This window comes from Agrococcus sp. ARC_14 (assembly GCF_022436485.1).
GTDB lineage: Bacteria > Actinomycetota > Actinomycetes > Actinomycetales > Microbacteriaceae > Agrococcus.
Genome location: NZ_JAKUDO010000001.1, coordinates 1,133,584 through 1,156,997, shown reverse-complemented (window position 1 = coordinate 1,156,997; position 23,414 = coordinate 1,133,584). Strand labels below are relative to the sequence as shown.

The window sequence follows — 23,414 nt, the reverse complement described above, 5'->3', positions numbered from 1 at the left end:
TGCAGACAGTCTGCAGTCAGCCTTGCTCAGCGGCGGCCGCCGCCGAGCAGGCCGCCGAGGATGTCGCCAAGCCCGCCGCCCTTGCCCGAGCCGCCCAGGATGCCGCCGAGCAGGTCGTCGAGCCCGAAGCCGCCGTCCTGCTGCTGTGCCTGAGCCTGAGCCTGGCCCTGGCCCTGGCTCTGCTGGTTCGGCACCGGGATCTTCTGCTCAGCGCCCGGCGAGCCCTGCCCGAAGGGCGAGTCGAAGCCGCCGCCCGAGGAATCCTGCTGCTGCGTCGGGGCTGCGGGCTGCTGCCCGCCCGCCTGACCGAAGAACCTGTTCGCGATCCAGGCGATCACGATCGGGGCGACGATGGGGAGGATCTTCTTGATGATGTCGCCGAGCGCCGAGCCGCCACCGGCGGCACGCGCGATCTGGTCGGTGTTGTCGCCGAAGACGTTCTGCACGATCTTCATGCCGTCGGCGGGGTCGATGTCGCCGCCGAGGCGTTGGTCGAGGTTCCCCTGGTGGGCGCCGAGCGCACCGGCGAGCGACTGCGCACCGGAGGGGTCGTGGGCGTTGGCCTGCATGCCGCCGACGAGGGCGGGCACGATCGCTTCGATCGCCTGCCGCGCCTGGTCCTCATCGACGCCGGCCTGCTGAGCGATCTGCTGCACGGGCATCTGCCCGATCAGCTGCTGGATCTCCGACATGACTCCTCCTCGAGTCCCGGGGCGGGCGATGCCGCCGCTGCCACCGATCGTAGAGGTTCCCCGCAGGTCAGCGCAGCAGCACGAGCGCAGCGGCGCCGATGATCGGCCCATCACCGCTGAGCGCGCTTCGCACGACCCGGACGCCACGCGCGTAGTCGAGCGGAGCACGTGCTGCAAGGGCCGCCGCGACCAGCTCGACGTAGTCCTCCGAGACGTTCGAGAATCCCCCGGAGATCGCGATGAGCTCGAGGTCGAGCAGCGTCGAGGCGTCGGCCAGCGCTTGTCCCACCGCGAGCGCGGAGCGCTCGATGGCTGCTCGCGCGACGTCGTCGCCAGCGGCTGCCGAGCGGCCGAGCTCCTCGCCCGTCTCGCCCAGCCAGCCTTGCTCTCGCGCCCAGCGCACGCTCGCGGGGCCGGCGGCGATCTCCTCGAGCGTGCGCTCGCCCACGTGCGTCTGACCGAGGTGGCCGGCGTTGCCGGATGCTCCGCCAAAGGGCATCCGGCCCAGCACGATGCCGCCCCCGACGCCGGTCGAGACGACGATCGACAGCGAGGCGCGCGTGCCGACCGCGGCGCCGAGCCACGACTCGGCGAGCGCGAGGCATCCGCCATCGTGCCCGAGCAGCACGAGCGGGTCGGAGTCTCCCGTGGCAGCGCCGACCGCTGAGGCCACGGCACCGACCAGGCCGAATCCGCGCACACCCGGCATGTTGACGGGATGGATCACACCCCGGTCGAGATCGATGGGGCCGGCGCTGCCGATGCCCGCGCCGACGAGCTCGGCGTCAGCGGGCAAGTCGGCGAGGGCCCCCGACACGACCGCGGTGATGGCGGCGCTCAGGTGCTCCGGCGAGACCGCCGGACCTGTCGGCCGACGACTCCGGCTCGTGGCCAGCAGCCCCCCGCGCTCATCGATCAGGGCCGCCTCGATCTTCGTGCCGCCGAGATCGATCGCGAGCGCGAAGCGGCTCACGCCCCGCCGGACGTGCGCGCCTGCGCCACCACAGGATTGCGCAGCGTGCCGATGCCGGGGATCTCGACCTCGACGGTCTGACCGGCCGTGATCGGGCCGACGCCGTCCGGCGTGCCCATGAGCACCACATCCCCGGGGAGCAGGGTCATGGATGCGGTGATCCAGGTCAGCACGGTGGGCGCGTCGAAGATCCAGTCGGTCGAGGGGCCGTCCTGCTTCACCTCGCCGTCGACGCGCGTGATGATGCGCAGCGCATCCCAGTCCGGCTCGGTCTCGATGGCCGGGCCGAGGGGGCAGAAGGTGTCGAAGCCCTTCGCGCGCGCCCACTGGGGCTCGCGCCGCTGCAGATCGCGGGCGGTCACGTCGTTGGCGACGGTGACGCCGAAGACCGCGCCGAGCGCGTTCTCGGGCGTCAGCCTGCGTGCGACGCGACCGATGACGAGCGCGACCTCGCCCTCGAAGTGCACGTCCTCAGACTCGGGCGGCAGCACGATCGCGTCGCCCGGACCGATGACCGAGGTGTTGGGCTTGAGGAAGACGAGCGGCTCCGTCGGCACCTCGTTGCCCAGCTCTGCGGCGTGCTTGGCGTAGTTGCGGCCGACCGCGACGACCTTCGAGCGCGGGATGACCGGCGCCAGCAGGCGGACGTCGCTGAGCGGGAGGCGCTGCCCGGTCGTGTCGAAGCCCATCACGATCGGGTCGCCGACGAGCTCGACCAGGGCGTCGTCGTCGACGACCCCGTAGCCGATGCGGTCACCGTGGGCGAAGCGAGCGACCCGCATCAGCGTGCCTCGGTGAGCTGCACCATCCAGCCGTGCGGGTCTGCCGCGCGGCCGTACTGGATGTCGGTGAGCTGCGCGCGGAGCGCCGTCGCCACCGGGCCCGCCGGGGCATCCGGGTCGCCGATGGTCTCCTCGGGGCTGCGCAGCGCAGCGATGGGCGTGAGCACCGCGGCCGTGCCGCACGCGAAGGCCTCGGTGATCGAGCCGTCGGCGACACCGTCGCGCCACTCTGCCAGCGTGACCGGCCTGCGCTCGACCGCGTGGCCCGCATCCGCCGCCAGCTGCAGCAGCGAGTTGCGGGTGACGCCGTCGAGGATCGAATCGGAGTCGGGCGTCACGAGCGTGCCGTCGGCCTTCACGAGCACGACGTTCATGCCGCCGAGCTCCTCGAGGTCGGTGCCCTCCTCGTTGAGGAAGAGCACCTGCGCGCAGCCGTTCGCGACCGCCTGCTGCGTCGGCAGCAGGCTCGCGGCGTAGTTGCCGCCGCACTTCGCTGCGCCCGTGCCGCCGCGCCCCGCACGGTTGTACTCGCGCGAGAGCCAGATCGAGATGGGCTTGACGCCGCCCGCGAAGTAGGGGCCCGCTGGGCTGGCGATCACCATGAAGCGCACGGTCTGCGCGGCGCGCACGCCGAGGAACACCTCGTTGGCGATCATGAACGGCCGCAGGTAGAGCGAGTTCTCGCCGCCCTCCGGCACCCACGACTCGTCGACGGCGACGAGCTGCCGAACGGCCTCGACGAAGTCGCCCTCCGGCAGCTGCGGCAGCGCGAGCCGCTCGGCGGAGCGCTGCATGCGGAGCGCGTTCTGGTCGGGCCGGAACGTCCAGACCGAGCCATCAGCGCGGCGGTAGGCCTTCATGCCCTCGAAGATCTCCTGGCCGTAGTGCAGCACAGCCGAGGCGGGGTCCATCTGCAGCGGGCCGTAGGGCTCGACACGGGCGTCCTGCCAGCCGCCGTCGACGGTCCAGTCGATGGAGACCATGTGGTCGGTGAAGTGGCGGCCGAAGCCGGGCTCGGCGAGCACGCCGGCGCGGGCGTCGTCTGCGGCGGGCTGCTCGTTGCGAGTCAGCGTGAACTCGAGGGTCATGCCTGCTCCTTGGAAGCGGTGATGCGGTCGACGACGGCGTCGCCGACCTGGCTGGTGCTGCGGCCGGCGCTGCTCGCCAGGTCGCGCTCGTCGATGTCAGCATCCACGGCGTCGCGGATGCGCTGTCCCGCCTCGGGGTGTCCGGAGTGCTCGAGGAGCAGTGCGGCGGAGAGGATCGCGGCGGTCGGATCTGCGATGCCGCGGCCGGCGATGTCGGGCGCCGACCCGTGCACCGGCTCGAACATGCTTGGGAACGCGCCGGAGGGATTGAGGTTACCGGATGCGGCGAGGCCGATGCCGCCGCCGACGGCGCCTGCGAGGTCGGTGAGGATGTCGCCGAAGAGGTTGTCGGTCACGATGACGTCGAAGCGGCTTGGCTTGTCGACCAGGAAGATGGTGGCGGCGTCGACGTGCAGATAGTCGACCGCGACCGTCGGGTGCTCGGCGGCGACGGCGTCGACGATGCGCTGCCAGAGGCCTCCCGCGTGCACGAGCACGTTCTTCTTGTGCACGAGCGTGAGCTGCTTGCGGCGCTGCTCGGCGAGCTCGAACGCGAAGCGCACGACCCGCTCGACGCCGAAGGCGGTGTTGACGCTCGTCTCGTTGGCGATCTCGTGCTCGGTGCCGGTGCGCAGCGAGCCGCCGTTGCCGACATACGGCCCCTCTGTGCCTTCGCGCACCACGACGAAGTCGATCTCGCCCGGATCGCGCAGCGGGCTCTCGATCTTCGGGTGCAGCCGCGTGGGGCGCAGGTTGACGTGGTGATCGAAGGCGAAGCGCAGGCGCAGCAGCAGGCCGCGCTCGATGATGCCGCCTGCGAGGCGCGCATCTGCCGGGTCGCCGCCGACGGCGCCGAGCAGGATCGCGTCGTGCTGCGCGAGCGAGGCGAGGGTGGCGTCGTCGAGGATCTCGCCGGTGTCGAGGTAGTGCGTCGCGCCGAGCTCGTACTCGGTCTCGACCAGCTCGACGCAGTCGAGGGCGGCGCGCATGGCTCGCCTGGCCTCGCCGATGACCTCCGGCCCGATGCCGTCTCCTGCGATGACCGCGAGGCGCAGCTGCTCCACACTTCCTCCTTGTGGCGCTCCAGCGCGCCCGTCGACTGGCGGCGCTGCACCCGCGCAGACCGCGCTGCCAGCCTAGTCGCGAGCATGCCGTGATCGACGTGCGGCCGTTGCAGGGGTACATTCTCCAGCAGCGGCGGCCCCCAGCGTCGTCCCGACGAACGGAGAGCATCGTGAGCATCGGCTTCGGCATCTTCCTCATGGCCATCGGCGCGATCGTCGCGTGGGCAGTCCCGGCACTCTGGCAGGTGGAGGGCGCCAACTGGGCCCTGATCGGCTACATCCTGCTGGGCGCCGGCGCGCTGGTGACCATCATCGGCATCATCATGGGCGCACGTTCCGGCCGCACCTCGCAGGTGTCGCGCTCGCGCGTCGACCCCGACAACGGCACGCGCGTCGAGCGCACCGAGCGCCGGGACGACGTGGTCTGAGCTAGGCCTTGCGCAGTGCGCGCAGAGCGACGACGACCGCGACAGCCATGAGCGCCGCACCCGTGAGCGAGGTCGCGAGCGCGCCGGAGTCGAACGCTGCCTTCGCTGCCTCGGCGACACCGGCACCGAGCTCGCCCGGCAGGCGCTCCGCCACGTCGAGCGCGCCCGCGAGCGTCTCCCGCGCGGCAGCCGCGTCAGCCGCACCGACCCCGGTGGGCAGCGCGATCGAGGAGCGGTAGACGGCGCTGACGACGCCGCCGAGCACCGCGGTGCCGAGCACGGCGCCGAGCTCGTACGCCGTCTCGGAGAGCGCGCTCGCCGCTCCCGCCCGCTCCGGCGGAGCGGTCGAGATGACGATCTCGTTCGAGAGCGTCTCGGCTGCTCCGACGCCGGCACCGAGGAGGCCGTAGGCGATCGCCACGATCACCGGAGAGAGAGCGTCACCGGCCAGCGCGACGAGCAGGTAGCCGGCCATCGAGCTCGCGAGCCCGATCGCGACGGCCCTGTTCGTCGGCATCCAGCGCACGAGCCGCACGACCCCGAGGCCGGTCACCACCATGGCGATCGTGCCGGGCACGAGCAGCAGGGCTGCGTCGAGGGTCGAGAGGCCCTCCACCAGCTGCAGGTGCTGGGTGAGGAAGAAGAGGGCGCCGACCAGGGCGACGACGCTCAGCAGGTTGATGACGATCGCGCCCGAGAATGCCGGGATGCGCAGCAGATCGATGTCGAGCATCGGCTTCGCGATGCGCTGCATCCTGCGCACGAAGGCCCAGCCCGACGCGATGGCGATCGCAGCAAGGCCCAGCGCGATGAGGTCGGGCCCGTCGACCGCGACGTGCTTGATGCCGGCCGCGAGCGAGCCGAGCGCTGCGATGGAGAGCGCGATGCCGATCGGGTCGATCCGGCCTGGGCTGGGGTCGCGGCTCTCGCGCACGAGCAGCGGTGCCAGCACGAGCAGCGGCAGCAGCACGGGCACCGCCATCAGGAACACCGAGCCCCAGGCGAAGTGCTCCAGCAGCAGCCCGCCGAGCGTCGGCCCGAGCGCGCTGCCGACCGAGAAGGCCGTCGCCCAGACGGCGATCGCCAGGCGCCGCTGCTCTCGGTGCAGGAAGGTCGTGCGGATGAGCGACAGCGTTGAGGGCATGAGCATGGCGCCGAAGAAGCCCAGCGCAGCGCGGGCCGCGATCAGTGTCGCGGCGGTCGGCGCGAAGGCCGCGAGCACCGAGACGAGTGCGAAGCCGGTCGCCCCGATCAGCAGCAGCCGCCGCCTGCCGAAGCGGTCGCCCAGGCTGCCCATCGCCACCAGCAGTCCGGCGAGCACGAGCGAGTAGGCGTCGATGATCCAGAGCTGCTGAGCGGTATCAGGCTCGAGGTCGAGCGAGATCTGCGGCAGCGCGAAGCTGAGCACGGTGTTGTCGACCGCGACCAGCAGCACCGGGAGCATGAGCACGACGAGCGCCGCCCACTCTCGACGTCCGGCGCGAAGTGCCGTCGCCTCGTCCGTCTGCTGCTGGCGGGTGTCCATGGCCACTCTTCCGATCGGGGCCGACGTGGATGTCGACCCTTTACTGTACCGTCCGGACGGTTTCGTGGCAACGCTATGCTCGACCCATGGCAAGAGAAGGTTCCGGCAACGCTCGCGAGCAGCTGCTCGACGCGTACGAGGGCATCCTCATCGAGGAGGGCGAGCGGGCCGCGACCGTGCAGGCCGTCGCCGACCGCGCTGGCGTGTCCAAGGGCGGCCTGCTCTATCACTTCGGCTCGAAGGCCGAGCTCGAGGCCGGCCTGATCGAGCGGTTCCGCGAGCTCGGCGCCGCCGACGTCGAGGCGCTGCGCGGTGCCGATGACATCGTCGGCACCTTCCTGCGCACCTCCGTCGCCGAAGGCTCCGTGCTCGACCGCGCGACCGTCGCGCTCATGCGCGTCGCCCAGGCACCGACGGGCGTGGCCGCGCGCGTCGCCCTGCAGCAGCTCGACGACGGCTACGCGGCCGCGCTCGCCACGCGGCTCGGCGACGAGGACCTCGCGATCGCCATCGTGATGATGTCGGACGGCGTCTACCTGCGATCCGCGCTCGGCGCCATCGAGCCCGCGCGAGCGGCGGACGAGGTCGAGCGGCTCGTGCGCGTCGCCCGGCGCCTGGGCGCCTGAGGGCGGCTCAGCCGGCCTCGGCGATGATCGTGGCGAGCTCCGCCGGCTTCGACCACATCGGCCAGTGGCCGGTCGGGCGATCGACGAGCGTGAGCGCGCGATGCTCGAGCAGCCCGGCCAGGAACGGCATGCCCTGCTCGGCATAGGCGCGATACTCCTCCGCAGGGAAGGCCGTGCAGACCACGATGCCAGGCACGTCGAGCCTGCGCTCGTCGTGCAGCTGCGCTGCATCGCGCACCGCTCCCGCGGGCTCCGGCACCGCGCGGCGCTGGAACTCGGCCAGCTGCGCATCGGTCAGATCGCGCATCGAGCCCTGCTCGAGCTCTTCGTCCCACGCCTGCGACAGCGGCATCTCCTCGCCCTCGAACGACGCGTCCATCGCTGCGCCGTCCACCACGGGCGCCGTGTCGACCCAGACGGAGCGGACGATGCGATCGGGCACCCGATCGATCGCGACCGTCGCAGGGATCGCCGCGCCGCTGTGCGCGACGAGCACGGTCGGGCCATCGCCGATCGCCTCGATGATCGCCGCGACCTGCTCCTCGAGCGTCACCTCGCCACGCGCGGGATGATCGGGCTCGAGCCCGGGGAGGGTGAGCGGGACGACGTCACGGCCCTGCGCGCGCAGCAGCGCGGCGACCTCGTCCCACGCCCAGGCGCCCAGCCAGAAGCCGGGAACGAGCACGATGCGGGCGGATGCGGTGGTGTCCATGCGCGCGAGGCTACTGCTCACCGCTGACAGGCACGCTGGAGCGGCTCAGAGCTCCCGGATCTCGATCTGCCGGATCGTGGTCGCCTCGATCGACGCCCCCAGCTGCTCGACGAGCTCGTCGGGCGCCGCCTGATCGATCGTGATGATCGACAGCGCGTCGCCGCCCGCCTCGGTGCGAGCGATCTGCATGCCGGCGATGTTGATGCCGGCCTCGCCGAACGCCGAGCCGTAGGTCGCCACGATGCCGGGCCGGTCGACGTACTCCATCACGACGAAGTGCTGCGCGAGCGGCACCTCGACGGACTGCCCGTTGACGCCCACGATCTTCTCGATCTGCTTCGGTCCCGTCAGCGTGCCCTCGACGCTCACGCGCCGGCCGTCGCTCATGGCGAGCACGACCTCGACGACATTGCGGTACTCGTCGCTGCGCTCGTCGGCGCTCAGCGCGCTCGTCACGCCGCGCGACTCGGCGATCACCGGCGCGTTCACGAACGTCACCTGCTCGCTCACGATCGATGAGAAGAAGCCCTTGAGCGCCGCCAGCCGCAGCACCTTCACGTCGTAGCCGGCGAGCTCGCCGTGCACGGCCACGTCGACCGACTCCACCGGGCCCCCGGCGAGCCCGGCCGCGAACTGGCCGAGGCGCTCCGCCAGCGGGATGCCTGGGCGCACGTACTCGTCGATGATGCCGCCTGCGACGTTCACCGCATCCGGCACCAGATCGCCCGCGAGCGCCAGCCGCACCGAGCGGGCGACGGCGACGCCGGCCTTCTCCTGCGCCTCGTCGGTCGAGGCGCCGAGGTGCGGCGTGACCTGGATGTTCGGGGCGCTCGTGAGGGCGTCGTCCTTCGGGGGCTCGGAGACGAAGACGTCGATGCCCGCGCCTGCGATGGCGCCCGTGCGCAGCGCCTCGGCGAGCGCAGCCTCGTCGATGATGCCGCCGCGCGAGGCATTGACGATCCGCAGGCTCGGCTTCGCGAGCGCGAACTGCGCCCCGCCGATCAGCCCGACGGTCTCGGGCGTGCGCGGGATGTGGATGGTGATGAAGTCGCTCTCGGCCATCAGCTCGTCGAGGCTGCGCAGCTCGACGCCCAGCTGCGCGGCGCGGGCAGGGCTCACGAAGGGGTCGAAGGCGATGAGCTTGGTGCCGAAGGCCGCGAGACGCTCGGCGACCAGCACGCCGATGCGGCCCAGGCCCACGATGCCGACCGTCTTCTCGTAGAGCTCGACACCCGTGAACGCCGAGCGCTTCCACTCCCCGCGCTTGAGCGATGCATCCGCCGCCGGAATGTGCCGGGCGAGGCCCAGCAGGTGCGCGATCGCGAGCTCTGCTGCAGAGACGATGTTGGAGGTCGGGGCGTTCACGACCATCACGCCGGCCTTCGTGGCGGCGGGGATCTCGACGTTGTCGAGGCCGACGCCCGCGCGGGCGACGACCCGCAGCTTCGGGGCGTGCGAGAGCGCCTCGGCATCGATCTTCGTGGCGCTGCGCACGAGCACGGCGGATGCGTCGGCGAGCGCCGCGAAGAGCGCCTCACGGTCGGTGCCGTCGACGTTGCGCACGTCGAAGTCGGGGCCGAGAGCATCGACGGTGGCGGCCGAGAGCTCCTCGGCGATCAGGACGACGGGCTTGGACATGCGGGACTCCTCGCGGGGTGGGGGCAGGCAGCGCACGTCGTCGTGCCAGGGTTCCAGCCTAGCGATGGGCGGGTGCGGCACCGGTCGCGGCTGTCATCCAGCGCAACAGGGGAGGATGCCTCCATGCTCATCGTGACGACGAACGAGATCCCCGGGTTCCGCATCCTGGCCGTGCAGGGCGAGGTGATGGGGCTCACCGTGCGCAGCCGTGACGCCGCGACGAACTGGGTGGCAGGCTGGCGCTCGATGGCCGGCGGCGAGATCCCCGAGTTCACGCAGATGCTCTACGAGGCGCGGATGCAGGTGATGGGACGGATGGTCGACGAGGCGCAGCGGCGAGGCGCCAACGCGATCATCGCCATGCGGTTCGACGCGAGCGAGATCGCGACGCAGTGGACGGAGATCTGCGCCTACGGCACGGCGGTCGTGGTGGAGGCGATCCCGAGCGGCCAGGAGGGCGCGACGCCGCAGTCGGCAGACCTCGCCCGGCAGCACGCCCAGCACACCGGGCAGTTCCCGGCACCGGCTGACGTGCCGCCGGTGCCGCCCGGCACGCCGGACCCCTTTGGGATGCCGCCGCGGCCCTGACCGGCGGATCCGCGCACCGGCCGGGCCGCAGCGCGGTCGGTGCGACGGTGTCGATGCGAGAGGATGGAGGCAATGGACGCCTTCGCAATCGTGCAGCTCGTGCTGCGCATCATCCTGGCCGTGGTCTTCATCGGCATGGGTGCGACGCACTTCGTGCCTCGCGTGCGGCGCACGATGGCGGCGATGATCCCCGCGGGTCTCGCCGGCCCCGACCGCCGCTGGGCGCGGCCGTTCGTGACGATCTCCGGTGTCGCGGAGATCCTCGGCGGCATCGGCCTGCTCGCTCCCTGGTGGGGCCTGCGCTTCGCCGCGGGCGTCGGGCTCATCGCGCTGCTGATCGCGGTCTTCCCGGCGAACGCCGAGGCTGCGAAGGATCCGAAGCGGTTCGGTGCCGTCGCCATGCCGCTCGTGCCGCGGCTGGTCGGGCAGATCGTGCTCGGTGCGCTGCTGCTCGTCGCGGTGATCTAGGGCGACCGCAAGGCACGTTGCTCCGCCGAGCTGCAGGCGGCCGGCGGCCGGCTGCCTGCTGCCGCGCGTGCTACCCGCCCAGCGCGGTGATGGCGATCTGGCGCGCGAACTGCTCGGCGAGCAGGCTCAGCTGCGCGCTCACGCCGAGCGCGACCAGCAGGATCCCCGCCTTCGGCACCAGCCGCATCCGCCGCCCGATCCACAGCGCGGCGAGGAACAGCAGCCCCGGCAGGGCGACACCGGCGATGAGCAGCCACCACGGGGTCGCGCCCTGGATGTCGCTGCCGAGATAGAGCAGCGGCAGCTGCTGCAGGTTGGCGACGCCCTCGACGGTGTCGTAGCCGAAGGCGAGCGCGAAGAGCAGCGCCACGATCCAGCTGTCGCTCGGGCGCTCTTCGCGCGGCGCGCGGGTGCTCGGCGCGGCGGTCATGCGAGCACTCCGACCGCGAGCGGCCACGGGGCGGTCACCACGAAGCCGGCCAGCCACCAGAGCGCGCGGCGCGGCAGCGGAGCGAGGCGGTCGACGACGAACCACCACAGCAGCGGCGCGATCACAGCCAGCAGCTCGCCGAGCTGGTACATCGCCATGCCGAGCAGGCTCGGCTGCTGCACCGGGTTGTTGATGACGATGATGATCCAGCCGACGGCGGCCGCAAGGGCGAGCACCAGCATGAGCCAGCCGAGCGGGCCGCGGGGTCGCGCCTCTGGTGAGACGGGGGCGGATGCGGCAGGCTGCGCCGCGTCGTCCTGGTCGGTCTCGACGCTGTCGATGACCGACAGCCGATCCAGGTCGTCGTCACCCTCCCAGCGGAGTGCGTCCTCGTCGCGGCTCATCGGATCGAGTCTACGCTCCCGGGGATTGTCGAGTTGGAGCACGATTGTCGCGCCATTCGTGCTCCAACCTGACAATCTGCCCGCGGCAGCGCGCGGGCTAGCGCGGGATGTCGTCGATCCAGGTGATGGATCCGCCGTGCGGGTCGGTGATCGCGAGCGGCTGAGCGTCGCGGCGCAGCACGAAGTCGCCCGGCTGTGCCCATGGCGCGGGCGGGCCGATCTCGAGCGTCGCTCCCTCGTTGGCCACCCAGGTCACCGGCAGCTGCCCCATCAGGTCGGCGAAGGCGGCGCGCTCGAACGCCGGCACGTAGGCCAGCACCGCCGAGTGCCAGACGACGACGGTCGGCGCCTGCTGCGCGGCCTCCTCGACGAGCGCGCGCGTGTCCGTGCTGAGGTCCCCGCGGCGCAGGTGCGCTCGCTCCCGCCTGGCGATCGCGATCGCGGTGCGCACCCGGTCGACGCGCACGCCGTCGACGCCACCCGTCGCATCCGGCCACACCAGGGCCTCGAGCCACGCCCTGGTGTCGGGCTCGTCAGGGTCGAGCGGCTGCAGGTCGAGGCCTCCGCGCCACGCGATGCTCGGCAGACGATCCGGCAGCGGCGTCGACGGCGAGGCCTCAGTCTCGAGCAGCGGCAGGCCGGCGTCGCCGACGTACTTGCCGGCGCCGAAGCGGTAGCGCCATCGATCCGGGTAGAGGCAGAGCCCTGCGGAGGCACCGACCTCCACGAGCGCGATCGGCCCGCGCAGGTGTGCGATCGCGGGCAGCAGCGTGGCCATGCGCCGCGCCTCGTTGGTCTGCGTCATGCGCGCGAGCATCGTCGAGCGGATGGTGTTCCAGCTGCCCGCGAACATGTCGCGCACGTCGGCCCAGGGCTGCAGCGGCACGCCCTCGAAGCGGGCGGCGGCGAACAGCAGGTTGGGCTGGCGCTTCACGGGCTCGAGCTCGGCGATGGCTGCGCAGAGCACCGCATCGTTCCCGACGCCGCGGGCCCACTCGGCGTAGCGCGGCGAGCGGTCGTCCGCCTCGACCTGCGCCCAGCGCAGGTAGGCATCGCTGACCTTCTTCTCGTCGCTCACGCTCTCCACCCGCCCTACCTTGCCACCCTTGGGGGTCTCGTGACGCGTGCGGCCTGAGCCGCGCGCTCCTCGACCGGCGAGGGCGACCCGGTCCGCGCGCTCCTCGACCAGCGAGGCAGCCCGGTCCGCGCGCTCCTCGGCCAGCGAGGCGACCCGCCTCAGACCCGCTCGGCCCGCTCCGCCGCCTTCGCGAGCTCCTTCGTGCTGTCGCGGCGCTTCCGCAGCACGGCCTCCTGCTTGTAGAGCTCCTTCACGCGCTGCTCGGCAGCCTTGCGCGCCGCCACGCCGGCGGTGAGCTCCGCCTCGGCGCGAGCAAGCTGCTGCGCAGGCGTCTCCGGCGCCGCGGCGGCCGGTGGCTGCGGCGGCGCATCCCGGCCCGCGAACATCGCCTCGATGCCCTCCAGCCAGATGTGGATGCCGATCGCGAAGTCCTCCGGCGTGACGTCGGCGAACGCATCCGGCTCCCCCGTCGCGCTCGGCGGCGTCTCGCCGAAGAACAGCCCGCTCTCGATCAGCGGCGCGAGCGACGGGAACTCGGCGCGCGTCGCGACCTCGCGCACGAGCGCCTTCGTCGCCTCGCTCACGACGGCGCCCTCGCCGGAGATGTCGCGCTCGATGGTGGCCATGCCGCGCAGGTAGGTCGACAGCGACATCAGCAGCGCGAGCCGCTCGGGCTCGGTGGTCGGCAGGTCGCGCATCGCGTGCAGCGCCAGATCGGCGAGGCGCATCTGCCTCGGCATCAGCAGCGTCTCCATGCTGAGCGGGATCTCGAGCACCCACGGATGCGCCCGGTACCCCTCGAAGAGCCACGCGATCCACGCGGCGACCGCTTCGCGCCACTCCCCGCTCGTGTCGGGCGCCGCTCGATCGGCGAAGGCGGCATCGAGCATCAGCCGGTGCAGCTCATCCTTCGTCGCCACGTAGCGGTAGATCGCCATGGTCGTGAAGCCGAACGCCTGCGCGACGCGCTGCATCGTGACGGCGGGCAACCCCTCGGCGTCGGCGATCTCGATGGCCGTCTCGACGATGCGCTCGTGGCTCAGCTCGCGCTTCGGGCCGCGCTGCGGCGAAGCCGCCACGCCCCATGCGAGCGCCACGACCCTCGACACGTCGTCGTCTGCCATCTGCCCTCCAGGGATCCGTGCCTCCACGGTATGCCAAGCATACTGTGTTGCACGCATACTGTTTACGATGCATACTGTCTGCGACGCACACAGATAAAGCGGATGCGTCGCAGGACACCCCAAGGAGAGGAGCGCCCATGGCGCCGACCATCGAGGCGATCGCCCTCGGCAAGACCTACGGCAAGGAGCACGTGCTCGACCGTCTCGACCTCGCGGTCGAGGGCGGCGTGCTGGCGCTGCTGGGCCCCAACGGAGCGGGGAAGACCACCCTCGTCTCGATCCTCACGACGCTCGTGCGCCCTGACAGCGGCACCGCACGCGTGCTCGGCCACGACGTGGTGCGCGACGCTGCCGCTGTGCGCTCGCTCGTGCGGGTCACCGGCCAGGCGAGCTCGCTCGACGAGCTGCTCACCGGTCGCGAGAACCTCGTGCTGCTCGGCAGGCTGCTCGGGCTCGGACGGCGCGCGAGGCCACGCGCCGACGAGCTGCTCGAGCGGCTCGACCTCACCGCGGCGGGCAGCCGCTCCGTGCGCGGCTACTCAGGCGGCATGCGGCGACGCATCGACCTGGCCGCCAGCCTCATCGCGCCCAATGGCGTGCTGTTCCTGGATGAGCCGACCACGGGCCTCGACCCCACCAGCCGCGCGCGGGTCTGGGAGGACGTGCGCGAGCTCGCCCGCGCCGGCACCACCGTGCTGCTCACCACCCAGACGCTCGACGAGGCCGAGGCGCTCGCCGATCGCATCACCGTCCTGAACCACGGCCGCATCGTGGCCGACGGCACCGCCGATGAGCTCACCGCCAAGGTGGGCGGCCAGACGGTCGTGCTGCTCGACCCGGCCGGCGACGTGATCGGCACCGCCGATACCGACGGCACCCCCGCATCCGTCGCCCGTGCGCTGACGATGCTCGACCCAGGCGAGACGCAGGGCACCCGCATCGAGCTGCGCTCCCCCACCCTCGACGACGCCTTCGCGGCGATCACCGGCACCCGAGAGGAGGTTGCGGCATGACCACCGCGACCCGCACCCCGACCATCACCACGGCGACAGAGCCGCGACCGGCCGCACGGCGCGGCGTCTCAGCGCTGCGCTCGAGCGGCGTCTTCATCGGCCGAAGCCTGCTGCACAGCATCCGCGACGGCGAGGGCCTGCTCATGGCCATCGCGCTGCCGGTGATGCTGATGCTCGTCTTCACGGTCGTCTTCGGCGGCGCCATCCAGGGCGACGGCGGCTACATCGACTACGTCGTGCCGGGCATCATCCTCACCTGTGCGGGCTTCGGCGCCGCCTCGACGGCAGTCTCGGTGAGCCGCGATATGACCGCGGGCGCGATGCTGCGCTACCGAACGATGCCGATCGTCGCAGCGACCGCGATCGTCGGCCACGTGGTCGCGAGCGTCGTGCGCAACCTGGTGGCGACCGCGGTCGTCATCGGTGTCGCGCTCGCGATCGGGTTCCGACCGACGGCGGATGTGTGGGGCTGGCTGGGCGCTGTCGGGGTCGTGACGCTGTGGATCCTCGCCGTGACCGCCGTGTTCGCACTCATCGGGCTCGTCGCCGGCAGCCCGGAGGCCGCGAACGGCTACGGCTTCGTGATCCTGTTCCTGCCCTACCTCTCGAGCGCCTTCGTGCCGATCGACACGATGCCGGAGTGGCTGCGCGGGGTCGCCGACCACCAGCCGGTGACGCCCATCATCGAGACCATCCGAGCGCTGCTCATCGGCGGCGACGGCAGGGCGCTCGAGGCGGTGCTGTGGTGCGTCGGCATCGTCGTCGTCGCCGCGGTGCTGGCCGCGTGGCGCTTCCCGCGCACGCGCGTGCGGTAGCCCGCAGGCCGAGGAGGCCGCCGGCGACACCGCAGGTCGAGGAGGCCGCCGGCACCACCGCAGGCCGAGGAGGCCGCCGGCACCACCGCAGGCCGAGGAGGCCGCCGGCACCACCGCAGGCCGAGGAGGCCGCGACCGAAGGTCGCAGCCGTCACGAGACCGGAGCAGCGCGCCGTCGCTCCCCGGTCTCGTGACGCGTCGCGCTGCGCGCGGCGCTCCTCGACCTACGCGCGCACCGCTCGCAGCGGGCACGCCGCCGGGCCCTCGAGCCGCGCACCATCCGGGGCGAACCTCGAGCCGTGCGCCGTGCAGTCCCAGCTGCGCGCATCCGGGTTCCAGCGCACGAGCGCTCCGACGTGCGGGCAGAAGGCCGACACCTGTCGAGTCTTGCCGTCGACCGTCGAGGTGCCGACGAGCCGCAGGCCATCACGACCCAGCCTGCCTTCGCCCTCCGGCGGCGCGGCAGCGGGCGCCATGGCATCCCGCCAGGCGGCGAGATCGGCGCGCGCCGTGGCCGCGACGGTGCCCGCGACCCGGCCGAGCGCCGCCGGGGTCGTCCCGCGTCGTCGGAGCGTGCGCGCCCATTCCGGTTCTTCGCCTGCGATGCGACCCGCCAGCGCGAGCGCGCTCATCGCGCCGCCGGTCATGCCCCACTTGTCGAAGCCGGTCGCCAGCAGCACGCGGCCGCCCGAGCCCGGCCGCGCGCCGATCCACGGCAGACGATCGGGCGTCCGGTAGTCCTGCGCGCTCCACTGGTGCGTGCGCTCTGCGTCGGGCCAGTGCCGAGCGACCCAGGCGTCGAGCTCTGCGACCAGCGCGCGCGGGTCTGCGTGGCGCCCGACCGGATGGCCGACGCCGCCCGCGACGAGCAGCGTCTCCCCGCCGACCATCGCGGTGCGCAGCGAGCGGCTCGGCGCATCGACGCTGAGCGCCATCGGAAGCGACTCGGGGCCTTCCGGCAGCGCCGCCGTGCGATAGGCGACTGCATAGGAGCGGTGCGCCTCCAGCAGTGCGGCCGTGCCCCTCGCCGGCACAGGGGACCCGGTGGCGAGCACGACCGTGCCCGCGCGCCAGTGCCCCGCATCCGTCTCGATCTCGACCGCGTTCCGCTGGGCCCGCACCCGGCGGACGGCCGCGCGCACGATGACGCCGCCGTGCTCGCGAAGCGCATCGGCGAGCGCCGCCAGCAGCACCATCGGCTGCAGCTGCGCCTGGTCGGCGAGCTGGATCGCGCCGGACGTCTCGAAGGGCAGCAGCGCCGCACCGCCCCGTTCGACGGGCAGACCGAGCCGCTCGGCAGCCTCGAGCTCGCGGTCGATCGAGCGCGCGCCATCTGCGGTCGAGGCGTACGAGACCGCGGTGCGCCGCTCGGCCGGCTCGCCCCGCAGCTCGAGCATCTCGAGCAGCATGGTCTGGCCTGCGAGCGAGCCGTCGACGAACGCCTGCGCCGCGTCGGCGCCCGCGAGGCCGAGGATGCGGTGCAGCCGATCGCCCTGCAGCAGGCTCAGCTTGGCCGTCGTGCTGCCGGTCGCGACCGAGCCGACCCCGCGGGCCTCGAGCACGACGAGGCTCGCGCCCTGCGCGGCCAGCCGCGCGGCGGTCGCAAGGCCCGTGATGCCCGCGCCGACCACCGCGACGTCGGGCTTGCGCTGCGCCGCCTCGTCGAAGCGGATCGTCGGGCCGGTCGCCTGCCAGAGGGAGCTCATGTACCCCACGCAACGCGGCGAGTGGCGGATGCGCAAGGGCGCGGATCCCGGTGGGATCCGCGCCCTTGCGCCCGGTCTCGTGACGCGAGCGCCTCCGGCGCGCGCTCCTCGACCTACGGAACGCGGGTCAGCGCTGGGCGCTGCCGTCGACGTAGTCGGCGTCCGGCTGCTCCCACGCGAACAGCCCGCGCAGCTTCTTGCCCGTCGCCTCGATCGGGTGGCCCTCCGCCTTGGCACGGAGCTCCTTGAACTCGGGGCCGCCGGCATCCTGGTCGGCGATGAAGCGCTCGGCGAAGGCACCCGACTGGATGTCCTTGAGCACCGCCTGCATGTTCTCCTTGACGCTCGGGTCGACGACGCGCGGCCCGGAGACGTAGTCGCCGTACTCGGCCGTGTCGGAGACCGACCAGCGCTGCTTGGCGATGCCGCCCTCCCACATGAGGTCGACGATGAGCTTGAGCTCGTGCAGCACCTCGAAGTAGGCGATCTCCGGCTGGTAGCCGGCCTCGGTGAGGGTCTCGAAGCCGTACTGCACCAGCTGCGAGACGCCGCCGCACAGCACGGCCTGCTCGCCGAACAGGTCGGTCTCGGTCTCCTCGGTGAAGGTGGTCTTGATGCCGCCGGCGCGCAGGCCGCCGATGGCCTTCGCGTACGACCATGCCGCCTGCCAGGCCGAGCCCGACGCATCCGACTCGACGGCGACGATGACGGGCACGCCGCGGCCGGCCTCGAACTCGCGGCGCACGGTGTGGCCCGGGCCCTTGGGCGCGACGAGCACGACGTCGATGCCCTCCGGCGCCTCGATGTAGCCGAAGCGCACGTTGAAGCCATGGCTGAAGACGAGCGTCTTGCCGGCGCTCATGTGCTGCGCGACCTCGTCGTTGTAGATGTGGCGCTGGTACTGGTCGGGTGCGAGCAGGACGACGACGTCCGCCCACTCGGCGACCTCTGCGGGCGTGCCCACCTCGAAGCCGGCCTCGGTCGCCTTCTGGCGGCTCTTCGACTCCGGCTGCAGGCCGACGCGCACCTCGACACCCGAGTCGCGCAGGTTCTGCGCGTGGGCGTGGCCCTGCGAGCCGTAGCCGATGATGGCGACCTTCTTGCCCTGGATGATGCCGAGGTCGGCACCGTCGTCATAGATGACCTCAGTCATGGTGTCTCCTTCTGTTCGATCGGATGTTCTGGGTTGCGCTGCGTCGGTCGGCCGCGTCAGGCGCGGTCGGCCTTGAGCACACGCTCGCTGATGGACTTGCCGCCGCGGCCGATGGCCAGCAGGCCCGACTGCGCGATCTCCTTGATGCCGTACGGCTCGAGCAGCCGCAGCAGCGCCTGGCACTTGGGCGAATCGCCCGTGACCTCGATCACGAGCGCGTCGGTGGTGACGTCGACGACCCGAGCGCGGAACAGCGTCGCCGCCTCCAGGATCTGCGAGCGCGTCGCGTTGTCGACCCGCACCTTGATGAGCAGGTGCTCGCGCTGCACCGACTGGCCCGGCTCGAGCTCGACGATCTTCACGACGTTGACGAGCTTGTTCAGCTGCTTCGTGACCTGCTCGAGCGGCAGCTGGTCGACGTCGACGACGACGGTGATGCGGCTCAGACCCGGCACCTCGGTCTTGCCGACGGCGAGCGAGTCGATGTTGAAGCCGCGACGGGCGAAGAGCCCGGCGACGCGGGTCAGCAGACCCGGCTTGTCCTCCACGAGGAGGGACAGGACGTGCGTGGTCATCACTCCTCCTCCCACACCGGGCTGTGATCCTTGGCGTACTCCACGAAGGAGTTCGAGACGCCCTGCGGCACCATCGGCCACACCATCGCATCCTTCGACACGATGAAGTCGATCACCACCGGGCGGTCGTTCGTCTCGAGCGCGAGCTTGATGGCCGGGTCGATCTCCTCCGGCTTCGTGACGCGGATGGAGAGGCAGCCGTAGGCCTCGCCCAGCTTCACGAAGTCGGGGATCATCTTGGCGTCGGCGCCGGTCTCGAGGTCGGTGAAGGAGTGGCGGCCCTCGTAGAACAGGCTCTGCCACTGCCGCACCATGCCGAGCGACGAGTTGTTGATGATCGCGACCTTGATGGGGATGTCGTTGAGCGTGCAGGTGGCGAGCTCCTGATTGGTCATCTGGAAGCAGCCGTCGCCGTCGATCGCCCACACGACGCGCTCGGGCTCCGCCACCTTCGCGCCCATCGCTGCAGGCACCGCGTAGCCCATCGTGCCCGCGCCGCCGGAGTTGAGGAAGGCGTTCGGGCGCTCGTACTTGATGAACTGCGCCGTCCACATCTGGTGCTGGCCGACGCCGGCGGCGTAGATCGCCTCCGGTCCGGTGAGCTCGCCGATGCGCTGGATGACGTGCTGCGGCGCGAGCCTGCCGTCGCTGGGCTCCGAGAAGCCGAGCGGGAAGCGCTCCTGCAGCCCCTGCAGCCGCTCCCACCAGTCGGTGAGGTCGGGGCGCTGGCTGGCGGCCAGCTCCTGGAACGCGATCGACAGGTCGGAGAGCACGTCGCGCACGTCGCCCACGATCGGCACGTCCGCGGTGCGGATCTTCGAGATCTCGGCCGGGTCGACGTCGACGTGGATGACCTTCGCGTTGGGCGCGAACTCGCTCACCTTGCCGGTGACGCGGTCGTCGAAGCGGGCGCCGAGCGCCAGGATCAGGTCGCACTCCTGGAACGCGAGCACCGCGGGCACGGCGCCGTGCATGCCGGGCATGCCGAGGTGCTGCGGGTGCGAGTCGGGAAACGCGCCGCGGGCCATGAGCGTCGTCACGACAGGGGCGCCGGTGGCCTCGGCGAAGTCGAGCAGCTCCTTCGACGCCTCGGCGCGGATGACGCCGCCGCCGACGTAGAGCAGCGGTCGCTGCGACTCGGAGAGCAGCTGCGCGGCTGAGGTGATCTGCTTGCCGTGCGCCTTCGTCACCGGGCGGTAGCCGGGCAGGTCGACCTTGTCGGGCCAGACGAACGGCGCCGCGTTCTGCTGCGCGTCCTTCGTGATGTCGACGAGCACGGGGCCCGGCCGGCCGGTGGAGGCGATGTGGAAGGCGGCCCGCAGCGCGGCGGGCACCTCCGCCGGGTCGGTGACCTGGAAGGTGTGCTTCGTGATCGGCATCACGATGCCGGTGATGTCGGCCTCCTGGAACGCATCCGTGCCGATCAGGTGGCTGAACACCTGGCCGGTGATGGCGACCATGGGGACGGAGTCCATGTAGGCGTCGGCGATGGCGGTGACGAGGTTCGTCGCGCCCGGGCCGCTGGTGGCGAGACAGACGCCGACCCTGCCGGTGGCAGCCGCGTAGCCCTCAGCCGCGTGGCCGCCGCCCTGCTCGTGGCGCACGAGGATGTGACGGATGGCCGTCTGCTGCATGAGCTCGTCGTAGAACGGGATGATGGCGCCGCCGGGGATGCCGAAGACGTCGGTCACCCCGAGCAGCTCGAGCGACTTGAGGACGGCTCCCGACCCGGTCAGGATCGGCGGTTCGGCGGTGCGCGGGGGCGCAGGCCGTGGGGTGATGGTCATGGCTCTCCTGGGCTCGAGTGGCCTGGGCGTGCGTCAGCCGGTGACAGCGCCGGTGGCGGCGGAGTGCACGAGCTTGGCGTACTTGGCGAGGACGCCGCGCGTGTAGCGCGGGGGCAGCGGCTCCCAGCCCTCACGCCGGGAAGCGAGCTCTGCCTCGTCGACGATCAGGTCAAGCGAGCGAGCGGCGATGTCGACCTTGATGCGGTCTCCGTCGCGCACGAAGGCGATCGGACCGGAGTCGACCGCCTCAGGGGCGATGTGGCCGATGCACAGGCCGGTTGTGCCGCCTGAGAATCTGCCGTCGGTCAAGAGTAGTACATCCTTGCCGAGGCCAGCGCCCTTGATGGCGGCGGTGATGGCGAGCATCTCGCGCATCCCGGGGCCGCCCTTCGGGCCCTCGTAGCGGATCACGACGACGTCCCCAGCTTGGATCTCGCCGTTGGTCAGCGCATCCATCGCAGCGCGCTCGCGGTCGTAGACGCGCGCGGGCCCCTCGAAGACCTCGGCGTCGAAGCCTGCGGTCTTGACGACGGCGCCGTCGGGGGCGAACGTGCCCTGCAGGATCGTCAGGCCGCCGGTGGCGTGGATGGGGTCGTCGAGCGTGCGCACCACGGTGCCGTCGATCGGCTGCGGGTCGAGCTCCGCCAGGTTCTCGGCGAGCGTCCTGCCCGTGACCGTGAGCACGTCCCCATGCAGCAGGCCTGCGTCGAGCAGCGCCTTCATGACCACCGGCATGCCGCCGACGCGGTCGAAGTCCTGCGCGACGTAGGCGCCGAAGGGCTTGACGTCGGCCAGGTGCGGCGAGCGAGCGCCGACGCGGCGGAAGTCCTCGAGCGTCAGCTCGACCTCAGCCTCGTGCGCGATCGCGAGCAGGTGGAGCACGGCGTTCGTCGAGCCGCCCAGCACCATCGCGACGGTGATGGCGTTCTCGAACGCCTCCTTCGTGAGGATGTCGCGGGCGGTGATGCCCTTTCGCAGCAGCTCGACGACGGCCTCGCCGGAGCGGCGGGCGTAGAAGTCGCGGCGTCGGTCGGCCGACAGCGGCGTCGACGAGCCCGGCAGGCTCATGCCGAGCGCCTCGGCGACGCAGGCCATCGTGTTCGCGGTGTACATGCCGCCGCAGGCGCCCTCACCCGGGGCGAAGCCGCACTCGATGCGGTGCAGATCCTCTGCCGAGATCTTGCCCGCCTTGTAGGCGCCGACGGCCTCGAAGGAGTCGATGATGGTCATCGACTTGGGGATCGTGCCGTCCTCGAGCTTCGCAAAGCCGGGGGCGATCGAACCGGCGTAGACGAACACGCTCGCCAGGTCGAGGCGTGCCGCGGCCATGAGCATGCCGGGCAGCGACTTGTCGCAGCCGGCCAGCAGCACAGTGCCGTCGAGGCGCTCGGCCATCACGACGGTCTCGACGCTGTCGGCGATGACCTCGCGTGAGACGAGCGAGAAGTGCATGCCCTCGTGGCCCATCGAGATGCCGTCGGAGACCGAGACGGTGCCGAACTGCAGCGGGTAGCCGCCGCCGGCGTGCACGCCCTCCTTCGACGAGCGCGCGAGGCGATCGAGCGAGAGGTTGCAGGGCGTGATCTCGTTCCACGAGCTCGCGATGCCGATCTGGGGCTTCTCCCAGTCGCCGTCGCCCATGCCGACGGCGCGCAGCATCCCTCGGCTGGTGGTGGCCTCCACGCCGTCCGTGACGGCACGCGAGCGCGGCTTGATGTCGATCTCTGGCATGAGGCGATCCTACGCCGATCAGACATGTCGGATTCGGGACCCCCTGCCCGGCCGCGCCGCACCGTGTTCGACGTGCGGATGCGCGACGTTCACCGGAAGGGTCTACCGTCGTCAGCATGATCCAGGTCGGCCTCAGCACGATCTCCGTCTTCCCCAAAGGGGTCGAGGACGGCTTCCGACTCTCGCGCGAGGCGGGCTACGACGGCGTCGAGGTCATGGTGACCACCGACGCGAAGACCCGCAGCCCCGAGAAGCTGCTCGAGCTCTCGGAGCGCTACGAGCAGCCGATCATGGCCATCCACGCGCCGGTCGTGCTGCTCACCACCTTCGTGTGGGGCCGCGACCCGTTCACCAAGCTCGACCGCTCCGCCGAGCTCGCCGTCGCTGTCGGAGCGCCCACCGTCGTCGTGCATCCGCCCTTCCGGTGGCAGGGCAAGTACGCCAGGACGTTCACGGATGCGGTGCGCGAGACCGAGCAGAAGCACGGCGTCGAGGTCGCGGTCGAGAACATGTTCCCCTGGGCCGCGGGTGGCATCGACCGGCAGGCCTACCTGCCCGGCATCGACCCGAGCGAGATGGACGTCGACCACGCGACGCTCGACTTCTCGCACTGCGCGCTCGCGAAGCGCGATTCGATGGAGCTCGCGCTCGACCTGGGTGAGCGGCTGCGACACCTGCACCTGACCGACGGCGTGGCCGCCGAGGAGGGGCGCGTGTTCGACGAGCACCTGCTGCCCGGCCACGGCAACGAGCCGGTCGCCGAGGTGCTGCAGATGCTCGCGCAGCAGCAGTGGACGGGCCAGGTGGTGGCCGAGATCAAGACGCGCCAGGCGCGCTCGGAGCGCGACCGGCTGCGACTGCTGGTCGAGACGCTGGAGTTCGCGCGCGAGCACCTGGGGCAGAACGCTCCGCCGGCTGAACCGACAGCGGCCGAGCCGGAGTCCGTCTCGTCGAGCCCCGCGCCCTCGGGCTCCGACGCCCCCGCCTGACGCGATCCCCGCGCCCCTCGCGCTC

General features: G+C 71.7%; 24 protein-coding genes. 7 read left to right on the top strand and 17 right to left on the bottom strand.

The window, feature by feature from the left end:
• Positions 1-26 precede the first annotated feature (26 nt).
• The 5 genes from MKD51_RS05770 to MKD51_RS05750 all read right to left on the bottom strand — a co-directional run bounded on the left by MKD51_RS05770 (position 27) and on the right by MKD51_RS05750 (position 4,599).
• A complete protein-coding gene (locus MKD51_RS05770) occupies positions 27-692 on the bottom strand; it encodes a DUF937 domain-containing protein (RefSeq protein ID WP_240239153.1) in 666 nt (221 codons plus the stop codon).
• A gap of 67 nt (positions 693-759) precedes the next feature.
• The gene (locus tag MKD51_RS05765; RefSeq protein ID WP_240239151.1) at positions 760-1,665 is read right to left on the bottom strand and encodes an ROK family protein; all 906 of its coding nucleotides are present in this window, start codon (positions 1,663-1,665) and stop codon (positions 760-762) included.
• Complete coding sequence (locus MKD51_RS05760; RefSeq protein ID WP_240239149.1) at positions 1,662-2,447, bottom strand: fumarylacetoacetate hydrolase family protein; 786 nt, start codon at positions 2,445-2,447, stop codon at positions 1,662-1,664. Before MKD51_RS05760 ends, MKD51_RS05765 begins: the two co-directional genes overlap by 4 nt.
• On the bottom strand, positions 2,447-3,535 hold the full coding sequence (locus MKD51_RS05755; protein ID WP_240239147.1) for a branched-chain amino acid aminotransferase: 1,089 nt from the start codon (positions 3,533-3,535) through the stop codon (positions 2,447-2,449). Before MKD51_RS05755 ends, MKD51_RS05760 begins: the two co-directional genes overlap by 1 nt.
• The gene (locus MKD51_RS05750) at positions 3,532-4,599 is read right to left on the bottom strand and encodes a 3-isopropylmalate dehydrogenase (RefSeq protein WP_240239145.1); all 1,068 of its coding nucleotides are present in this window, start codon (positions 4,597-4,599) and stop codon (positions 3,532-3,534) included. The genes MKD51_RS05755 and MKD51_RS05750 overlap by 4 nt, the downstream gene beginning before the upstream one ends.
• Positions 4,600-4,769: 170 nt before the next feature.
• Here MKD51_RS05750 and MKD51_RS05745 point away from each other — a divergent pair, with 170 nt between their 5' ends.
• Positions 4,770-5,027, top strand: a complete 258-nt coding sequence (locus tag MKD51_RS05745; RefSeq protein ID WP_240239127.1) for a DUF6458 family protein — start codon at positions 4,770-4,772, stop codon at positions 5,025-5,027.
• A 1-nt stretch (position 5,028) separates the two neighbouring features.
• Here MKD51_RS05745 and MKD51_RS05740 read toward each other — a convergent pair whose 3' ends face one another.
• Positions 5,029-6,552, bottom strand: a complete 1,524-nt coding sequence (locus tag MKD51_RS05740) for an MFS transporter (protein WP_240239125.1) — start codon at positions 6,550-6,552, stop codon at positions 5,029-5,031.
• Positions 6,553-6,638: 86 nt separating this feature from the next.
• Here MKD51_RS05740 and MKD51_RS16195 point away from each other — a divergent pair, with 86 nt between their 5' ends.
• Entirely contained in the window at positions 6,639-7,178 is a 540-nt protein-coding gene (locus MKD51_RS16195; RefSeq protein WP_277603919.1) for a TetR/AcrR family transcriptional regulator, read from the top strand.
• Positions 7,179-7,185: 7 nt separating this feature from the next.
• On the opposite strand, the gene MKD51_RS05730 is transcribed toward MKD51_RS16195, so the two are convergent.
• On the bottom strand, positions 7,186-7,890 hold the full coding sequence (locus tag MKD51_RS05730) for an alpha/beta fold hydrolase (RefSeq protein ID WP_240239123.1): 705 nt from the start codon (positions 7,888-7,890) through the stop codon (positions 7,186-7,188).
• A 45-nt stretch (positions 7,891-7,935) separates the two neighbouring features.
• The gene (serA, locus tag MKD51_RS05725) at positions 7,936-9,528 is read right to left on the bottom strand and encodes a phosphoglycerate dehydrogenase (protein ID WP_240239122.1); all 1,593 of its coding nucleotides are present in this window, start codon (positions 9,526-9,528) and stop codon (positions 7,936-7,938) included.
• Positions 9,529-9,651: 123 nt separating this feature from the next.
• Here serA and MKD51_RS05720 point away from each other — a divergent pair, with 123 nt between their 5' ends.
• Entirely contained in the window at positions 9,652-10,116 is a 465-nt protein-coding gene (locus tag MKD51_RS05720) for a YbjQ family protein (protein WP_240239121.1), read from the top strand.
• A gap of 72 nt (positions 10,117-10,188) precedes the next feature.
• On the top strand, positions 10,189-10,584 hold the full coding sequence (locus tag MKD51_RS05715) for a DoxX family membrane protein (protein ID WP_240239119.1): 396 nt from the start codon (positions 10,189-10,191) through the stop codon (positions 10,582-10,584).
• A gap of 70 nt (positions 10,585-10,654) precedes the next feature.
• Here MKD51_RS05715 and MKD51_RS05710 read toward each other — a convergent pair whose 3' ends face one another.
• The 4 genes from MKD51_RS05710 to MKD51_RS05695 form a co-directional block, all read right to left on the bottom strand.
• Positions 10,655-11,014 carry a hypothetical protein gene (locus MKD51_RS05710; RefSeq protein WP_240239110.1) on the bottom strand — a complete coding sequence of 120 codons (360 nt, stop codon included), beginning with the start codon at positions 11,012-11,014 and terminating at the stop codon, positions 10,655-10,657.
• Positions 11,011-11,418, bottom strand: coding sequence for a hypothetical protein (locus tag MKD51_RS05705; protein ID WP_240239108.1), 408 nt, complete (start codon positions 11,416-11,418; stop codon positions 11,011-11,013). Before MKD51_RS05705 ends, MKD51_RS05710 begins: the two co-directional genes overlap by 4 nt.
• 97 nt (positions 11,419-11,515) lie before the next feature.
• A complete protein-coding gene (locus MKD51_RS05700) occupies positions 11,516-12,496 on the bottom strand; it encodes a DUF2332 domain-containing protein (protein WP_240239107.1) in 981 nt (326 codons plus the stop codon).
• 158 nt (positions 12,497-12,654) lie between these two features.
• Positions 12,655-13,620 (bottom strand): TetR family transcriptional regulator, encoded by a 966-nt coding sequence (locus tag MKD51_RS05695; protein WP_240239097.1) that lies wholly within the window; start codon positions 13,618-13,620, stop codon positions 12,655-12,657.
• 137 nt (positions 13,621-13,757) lie between these two features.
• On the opposite strand from MKD51_RS05695, the gene MKD51_RS05690 reads away from it, so the two are divergent.
• Both MKD51_RS05690 and MKD51_RS05685 read left to right on the top strand, forming a co-directional pair.
• Complete coding sequence (locus MKD51_RS05690; RefSeq protein WP_240239095.1) at positions 13,758-14,633, top strand: ATP-binding cassette domain-containing protein; 876 nt, start codon at positions 13,758-13,760, stop codon at positions 14,631-14,633.
• Positions 14,630-15,448, top strand: coding sequence for an ABC transporter permease (locus MKD51_RS05685; RefSeq protein ID WP_240239093.1), 819 nt, complete (start codon positions 14,630-14,632; stop codon positions 15,446-15,448). Before MKD51_RS05690 ends, MKD51_RS05685 begins: the two co-directional genes overlap by 4 nt.
• Positions 15,449-15,672: 224 nt before the next feature.
• On the opposite strand, the gene MKD51_RS05680 is transcribed toward MKD51_RS05685, so the two are convergent.
• The 5 genes from MKD51_RS05680 to ilvD all read right to left on the bottom strand — a co-directional run bounded on the left by MKD51_RS05680 (position 15,673) and on the right by ilvD (position 22,400).
• Positions 15,673-17,154: an FAD-dependent oxidoreductase gene (locus MKD51_RS05680; RefSeq protein ID WP_240239091.1), complete on the bottom strand. Its 1,482-nt coding sequence runs from the start codon at positions 17,152-17,154 to the stop codon at positions 15,673-15,675.
• A 127-nt stretch (positions 17,155-17,281) separates the two neighbouring features.
• On the bottom strand, positions 17,282-18,307 hold the full coding sequence (gene ilvC, locus MKD51_RS05675; protein ID WP_240239089.1) for a ketol-acid reductoisomerase: 1,026 nt from the start codon (positions 18,305-18,307) through the stop codon (positions 17,282-17,284).
• Positions 18,308-18,363: 56 nt separating this feature from the next.
• Positions 18,364-18,882: an acetolactate synthase small subunit gene (gene ilvN, locus MKD51_RS05670; protein WP_240239087.1), complete on the bottom strand. Its 519-nt coding sequence runs from the start codon at positions 18,880-18,882 to the stop codon at positions 18,364-18,366.
• Entirely contained in the window at positions 18,882-20,669 is a 1,788-nt protein-coding gene (locus tag MKD51_RS05665; protein WP_240239079.1) for an acetolactate synthase large subunit, read from the bottom strand. The genes ilvN and MKD51_RS05665 overlap by 1 nt, the downstream gene beginning before the upstream one ends.
• A 33-nt stretch (positions 20,670-20,702) precedes the next feature.
• Positions 20,703-22,400: a dihydroxy-acid dehydratase gene (ilvD, locus tag MKD51_RS05660; RefSeq protein ID WP_240239077.1), complete on the bottom strand. Its 1,698-nt coding sequence runs from the start codon at positions 22,398-22,400 to the stop codon at positions 20,703-20,705.
• A 116-nt stretch (positions 22,401-22,516) separates the two neighbouring features.
• Here ilvD and MKD51_RS05655 point away from each other — a divergent pair, with 116 nt between their 5' ends.
• A complete protein-coding gene (locus MKD51_RS05655; protein WP_240239075.1) occupies positions 22,517-23,389 on the top strand; it encodes a sugar phosphate isomerase/epimerase in 873 nt (290 codons plus the stop codon).
• Positions 23,390-23,414 lie beyond the last annotated feature (25 nt).

What these genes read in the sequence shown, in the direction of transcription:
- MKD51_RS05720 (WP_240239121.1), top strand. Translation starts at nt 9,652, where the DNA reads ATGCTCATCGTGACGACGAACGAGATCCCCGGGTTCCGCATCCTGGCC.
- ilvD (WP_240239077.1), bottom strand. Translation starts at nt 22,400, where the DNA reads ATGCCAGAGATCGACATCAAGCCGCGCTCGCGTGCCGTCACGGACGGC.
- ilvN (WP_240239087.1), bottom strand. Translation starts at nt 18,882, where the DNA reads ATGACCACGCACGTCCTGTCCCTCCTCGTGGAGGACAAGCCGGGTCTG.
- MKD51_RS05710 (WP_240239110.1), bottom strand. Translation starts at nt 11,014, where the DNA reads ATGACCGCCGCGCCGAGCACCCGCGCGCCGCGCGAAGAGCGCCCGAGC.
- MKD51_RS05760 (WP_240239149.1), bottom strand. Translation starts at nt 2,447, where the DNA reads ATGCGGGTCGCTCGCTTCGCCCACGGTGACCGCATCGGCTACGGGGTC.
- MKD51_RS05705 (WP_240239108.1), bottom strand. Translation starts at nt 11,418, where the DNA reads ATGAGCCGCGACGAGGACGCACTCCGCTGGGAGGGTGACGACGACCTG.
- MKD51_RS05695 (WP_240239097.1), bottom strand. Translation starts at nt 13,620, where the DNA reads ATGGCAGACGACGACGTGTCGAGGGTCGTGGCGCTCGCATGGGGCGTG.
- MKD51_RS05690 (WP_240239095.1), top strand. Translation starts at nt 13,758, where the DNA reads ATGGCGCCGACCATCGAGGCGATCGCCCTCGGCAAGACCTACGGCAAG.
- ilvC (WP_240239089.1), bottom strand. Translation starts at nt 18,307, where the DNA reads ATGACTGAGGTCATCTATGACGACGGTGCCGACCTCGGCATCATCCAG.
- serA (WP_240239122.1), bottom strand. Translation starts at nt 9,528, where the DNA reads ATGTCCAAGCCCGTCGTCCTGATCGCCGAGGAGCTCTCGGCCGCCACC.
- MKD51_RS05770 (WP_240239153.1), bottom strand. Translation starts at nt 692, where the DNA reads ATGTCGGAGATCCAGCAGCTGATCGGGCAGATGCCCGTGCAGCAGATC.
- MKD51_RS05715 (WP_240239119.1), top strand. Translation starts at nt 10,189, where the DNA reads ATGGACGCCTTCGCAATCGTGCAGCTCGTGCTGCGCATCATCCTGGCC.
- MKD51_RS05740 (WP_240239125.1), bottom strand. Translation starts at nt 6,552, where the DNA reads ATGGACACCCGCCAGCAGCAGACGGACGAGGCGACGGCACTTCGCGCC.
- MKD51_RS05755 (WP_240239147.1), bottom strand. Translation starts at nt 3,535, where the DNA reads ATGACCCTCGAGTTCACGCTGACTCGCAACGAGCAGCCCGCCGCAGAC.
- MKD51_RS05655 (WP_240239075.1), top strand. Translation starts at nt 22,517, where the DNA reads ATGATCCAGGTCGGCCTCAGCACGATCTCCGTCTTCCCCAAAGGGGTC.
- MKD51_RS05680 (WP_240239091.1), bottom strand. Translation starts at nt 17,154, where the DNA reads ATGAGCTCCCTCTGGCAGGCGACCGGCCCGACGATCCGCTTCGACGAG.
- MKD51_RS05665 (WP_240239079.1), bottom strand. Translation starts at nt 20,669, where the DNA reads ATGACCATCACCCCACGGCCTGCGCCCCCGCGCACCGCCGAACCGCCG.
- MKD51_RS16195 (WP_277603919.1), top strand. Translation starts at nt 6,639, where the DNA reads ATGGCAAGAGAAGGTTCCGGCAACGCTCGCGAGCAGCTGCTCGACGCG.
- MKD51_RS05730 (WP_240239123.1), bottom strand. Translation starts at nt 7,890, where the DNA reads ATGGACACCACCGCATCCGCCCGCATCGTGCTCGTTCCCGGCTTCTGG.
- MKD51_RS05685 (WP_240239093.1), top strand. Translation starts at nt 14,630, where the DNA reads ATGACCACCGCGACCCGCACCCCGACCATCACCACGGCGACAGAGCCG.